The following is a 3,696-nucleotide window of genomic DNA, read 5'->3' on the forward strand; positions in this document are numbered from 1 at the left end:
CGCCGGATGAAGAGCTGGCGCTGGCTCTCGCCCATACTGGGCGCGGTGCTGCTGGCGGGCGCCGTGTGGGTGCTGCACCACGAGCTGCGCCACGTGCGCTACGCCGAGGTGAAGGCCACGCTGGCGGCGCTTCCGCGCGCGGCGTTCGGCCTGGCGCTGCTGCTGTGCGCCATCAACTACGCGGTGCTCACCGGCTTCGACCAGCTCGCCTTCCGCTACATCGGGGCGAAGGTGGAGTGGTGGAAGATCAGCGTGGTGAGCTTTACGGGCTACGCGGTGAGCAACAGCGTGGGGTTCGCGCTGATCTCGGGCACGCACGTGCGCTACCGCTTCTACTCGCGGTGGGGGCTCACGGCGGGCGACATCTCGCGGATCGTGGTCTTCTACGTGGGCACGTTCTGGCTGGGCCTGCTGGTGCTGGGCGGGTGGAGCCTGGGCGTGGACCCGCACCCCGGCCTGCTGGCGCTGCCGGGCGGGCACCTGATCCGCGCATCGGGCTTCCTGATGCTGGCCTGCGCGGCGGGCTACGCGGTGGCGGCGCTGGTGCGGCGCGACCCGGTGCGGGTGCGCTCGGTGGAGTTCCCGCTGCCGCCGCCGGGCGTGGTGCTGGGCCAGTTCGTCCTGTCTTGCCTGGACTGGGCGTGCGCGGCGGGCATCTTCTACGTGCTGATCCCCCACACCAACCTCACCTACACCGAGATCCTGAGCGCCTTCCTGGCCGCCCAGATCCTCGCCCTCATCTCGCACGTGCCGGGCGGCGCGGGCGTGTTCGAGGGGACGATGGTGGTGCTCCTCAAGAGCTACCTCTCGCCCGAGGTGATCCTGTCGTCGCTGGTGCTGTACCGCATCGTCTACTACCTGATCCCCCTCGGCGCGGCGCTCTGCATCCTGCTGGCCGACGAGGTGCGCGTGCGGCGGCACCACCTGGCGCGCTGGGGCAGCGCGTTCGGCGCGCTCACCGGCGAGGTGGCGCCCAAGGTGCTGGCGGTGTTCGTCTTCCTGGCCGGCGTGGTGCTCCTATTCTCGGGCGCGACGCCGACGGAGAAGGCGCGCGTGTTCTGGATCGCGCAGTACATCCCCCTGGCGGTGGTGGAGGCGACGTACTTCCTGGGCAGCGTGGTGGGCGTGGGCCTGCTGCTGGTGAGCAACGGCGTGGCGCGGCGGCTGGACATGGCCTTCTACCTCTCGGTCCTGCTGCTGCTGGCGGGCATCGCCGCGTCGGTGCTCAAGGGCGGCGACTGGGAGGAGGCGGCGTTCCTGGCGGTAATCCTGGCCGCGGTGCTGGCCAGCCGCCGCGTGTTCGACCGCAAGGCGGCGTTCTGGGAGGCGCGCTTCTCCCCCGGCTGGATCGTGGCGGTCGTCTCGGTGGTGGGCGCCTCCATCTGGCTGGGGATGTTCGCCTTCCGGCACCTGGAGTATTCCGACGAGGTGTGGTGGCGCTTCGCCGTGGGGCAGGACGGCCCGCGTTTCCTGCGCGCCTCGGTGGGCGCCACGGTGGCGATCCTGGCGTTCGGCGTCGTGCGCCTTCTCCGCCCCGCGCCGCCCGAGGTGGTGCTGCCGACGGACGAAGACCTGGCGGCCGTGGGCCCGCTCATCGCGGCGCAAAGCTCCACCGTCCCCTACCTGGCCTACCTGCGCGACAAGTCGATCCTGCTCAGCCCGGACCGTAGCGCGTTCCTGATGTACGCGGTGCAGGGCAAGACGTGGGTGGTGATGGGCGACCCGGTGGGCAGCCCGCAGGCGTGCACGGGCCTGCTGCGCGAGTTCTTCGAGCGGTGCGACGACTTCGGCGGGGTGCCCGTCTTCTACCAGGTGCGCAAGGAGAGGCTTCACCACTACGCGGACTTCGGGCTCACCTTCGTGAAGCTGGGCGAGGAGGCGTTCGTCTCGCTCGACGGCTTCTCGCTGGACGGGGCGGAGCGCAAGCCGTTCCGCCTGGTGCTGAACCGGTTCGCCAAGGCGGGGCTCGCGTTCCGCGTCATCCCCACGGAAGGTGTGCCCGGGGTGATGGACGAGCTGCGCGACATCTCGCTGGAGTGGCTGGCGCACAAGTCCGCGGGCGAGAAGGGCTTCTCGCTGGGCTTCTTCGACGCGGAGTACGTGTCGCGCTTCCCCGTGGCCGTGGTGGAGGAGGCGGGCCGCATCGCCGCATTCGCCACCGTGTGGCCGGGTCCGGACCGCGTGGAGCTTTCGGTGGATTTGATGCGCTACCGGGAAGATGCGCCGAAGAACGTGATGGAGGCGCTGCTGCTCAACCTGATGCTGTGGGGCCGCGACCAGGGCTACCAGACCTTCAACCTGGGCATGGCGCCGCTCTCCGGATTGGAGATATCCGCCATCTCGCCCACGTGGACGCGGGTGGGGCACTTCCTCTTCCAGCGCGGCGAGGCGCTGTACAACTTCCAGGGCCTGCGCGCTTACAAGGACAAGTTCCACCCGGAGTGGCAGCCGCGCTACCTGGCCTACCCCGGCGGCCTGGCCCTCCCCCGCATCACGGCCGACGTGTCGGCGCTGATCGCGGGCGGGTGGCGCCGCATCTTCCGGCGGCGGAGCTGAGGTGCGCCGCCGCGCCGCGCCCGGGCGCACGCTGCTGCTCACCGTCTCCCTCTCCGCCGTCTTCTTCACCGCGCTCGCCTTCGGCCTGAAGCGCTCCGTGCTTGCGGGCGAGGGCCGCCCCGGTGCGGACGACCTGCCGCTGGTGGAGTATCCCGCGGCGGGTGGCGCGGGCGGCGACCTGATGGCGGTGGTGATGAGCGGCGACGGGGGATGGAGCCCCATGGACGCGGCGATCGGGCGGGCGCTGTCGCGGCGCGGAATCCCCGTGGTGGGCTGGAACAGCCTTCGCTACTACTGGCACCCCCGCAGCCCGCAGGAGGCGAGCGAGGACCTGCAGCGCATCGTGGACGCGTACACGGCGCGCTGGGGGAAGCCGCGCGTGCTTGTGGTGGGCGTCTCGTTCGGGGCGGACGCGCTGCCGTTCCTGGTGAACCGCCTGCCGCCGGAGGAGAAGGGGCACGTGGCGGGCGTGGCGCTGCTTTCCTTCGGCCGCGACGCGGCGTTCGAGTTCCACCTGCGCGACTGGCTCAACGCGCGGCCGCCCACCCGCTGGCACACCGTGCCCGAGGTGCGGCGGCTGAACGGCGTGCCGCTGCTCTGCATCTACGGCACGAACGACGACGTGACGCGCGTGGGCTGTCCCCTGCTCAAATCCATGCGCGCCAAGATCGTGGAGATGCCCGGCGGCCACCAGTTCGGCGGCGCCTACGGCAAGGTCGCGCGGATGGTCGTCCCCGCGCGCCGGCCGGCGGCTGGCTGGGAAGCGTACGCGGTGAGGGCGAAGGTGCCGTGACGGGTTGGGGGGAGGATTTCGGCGGCGGAGAAGTGAGGTTCCCCGGATCAGTGGACACACGAGTTAAGGGATTCAGGCGGCGTATGGAAGAACAGCCGCGCGCGGCTGCTCTTCCATACGCCGCTCGTACTCGACCGGGCTGAGGTAGCCCAGGGTCGAATGCCTGCGCCTCGGGTTGTACCACGCCTCCAGGTACTCGAAGATATCCTGTCGAGCTTCTGCGTGCGTGTGCCAGTCGGCTCCTTCGATCAGCTCGCACTCCAGCGTCGCGAAGGCGCTCTCGGCCACGGCGTTGTCCAGACAGGTGCCGCGCCGGCTCATGCTGCACCGCATCCCGTGCTTCGCCA

3 protein-coding genes are annotated in these 3,696 nt (G+C 70.6%); 2 read left to right on the forward strand and 1 reads right to left on the reverse strand.

What is annotated here, in order from left to right; translation table 11 throughout:
• Together mprF and VFE05_15400 are read left to right on the forward strand one after the other, a co-directional pair.
• A partial coding sequence (mprF, locus tag VFE05_15395) for a bifunctional lysylphosphatidylglycerol flippase/synthetase MprF (GenBank protein HET6231457.1) occupies positions 1-2,556 on the forward strand: 2,556 nt, incomplete at its 5' end.
• A 1-nt stretch (position 2,557) separates the two neighbouring features.
• Positions 2,558-3,349, forward strand: coding sequence for an AcvB/VirJ family lysyl-phosphatidylglycerol hydrolase (locus VFE05_15400; GenBank protein ID HET6231458.1), 792 nt, complete (start codon positions 2,558-2,560; stop codon positions 3,347-3,349).
• Positions 3,350-3,421: 72 nt separating this feature from the next.
• Here the strand turns inward: VFE05_15400 and VFE05_15405 are convergent.
• Positions 3,422-3,696: integrase core domain-containing protein (locus VFE05_15405; protein HET6231459.1), on the reverse strand; the 275-nt coding region annotated here is incomplete at its 5' end.

The sequence above is a fragment of the Longimicrobiaceae bacterium genome (assembly GCA_035696245.1).
In the GTDB taxonomy this organism is placed as follows: Bacteria; Gemmatimonadota; Gemmatimonadetes; order Longimicrobiales; family Longimicrobiaceae; genus DASRQW01.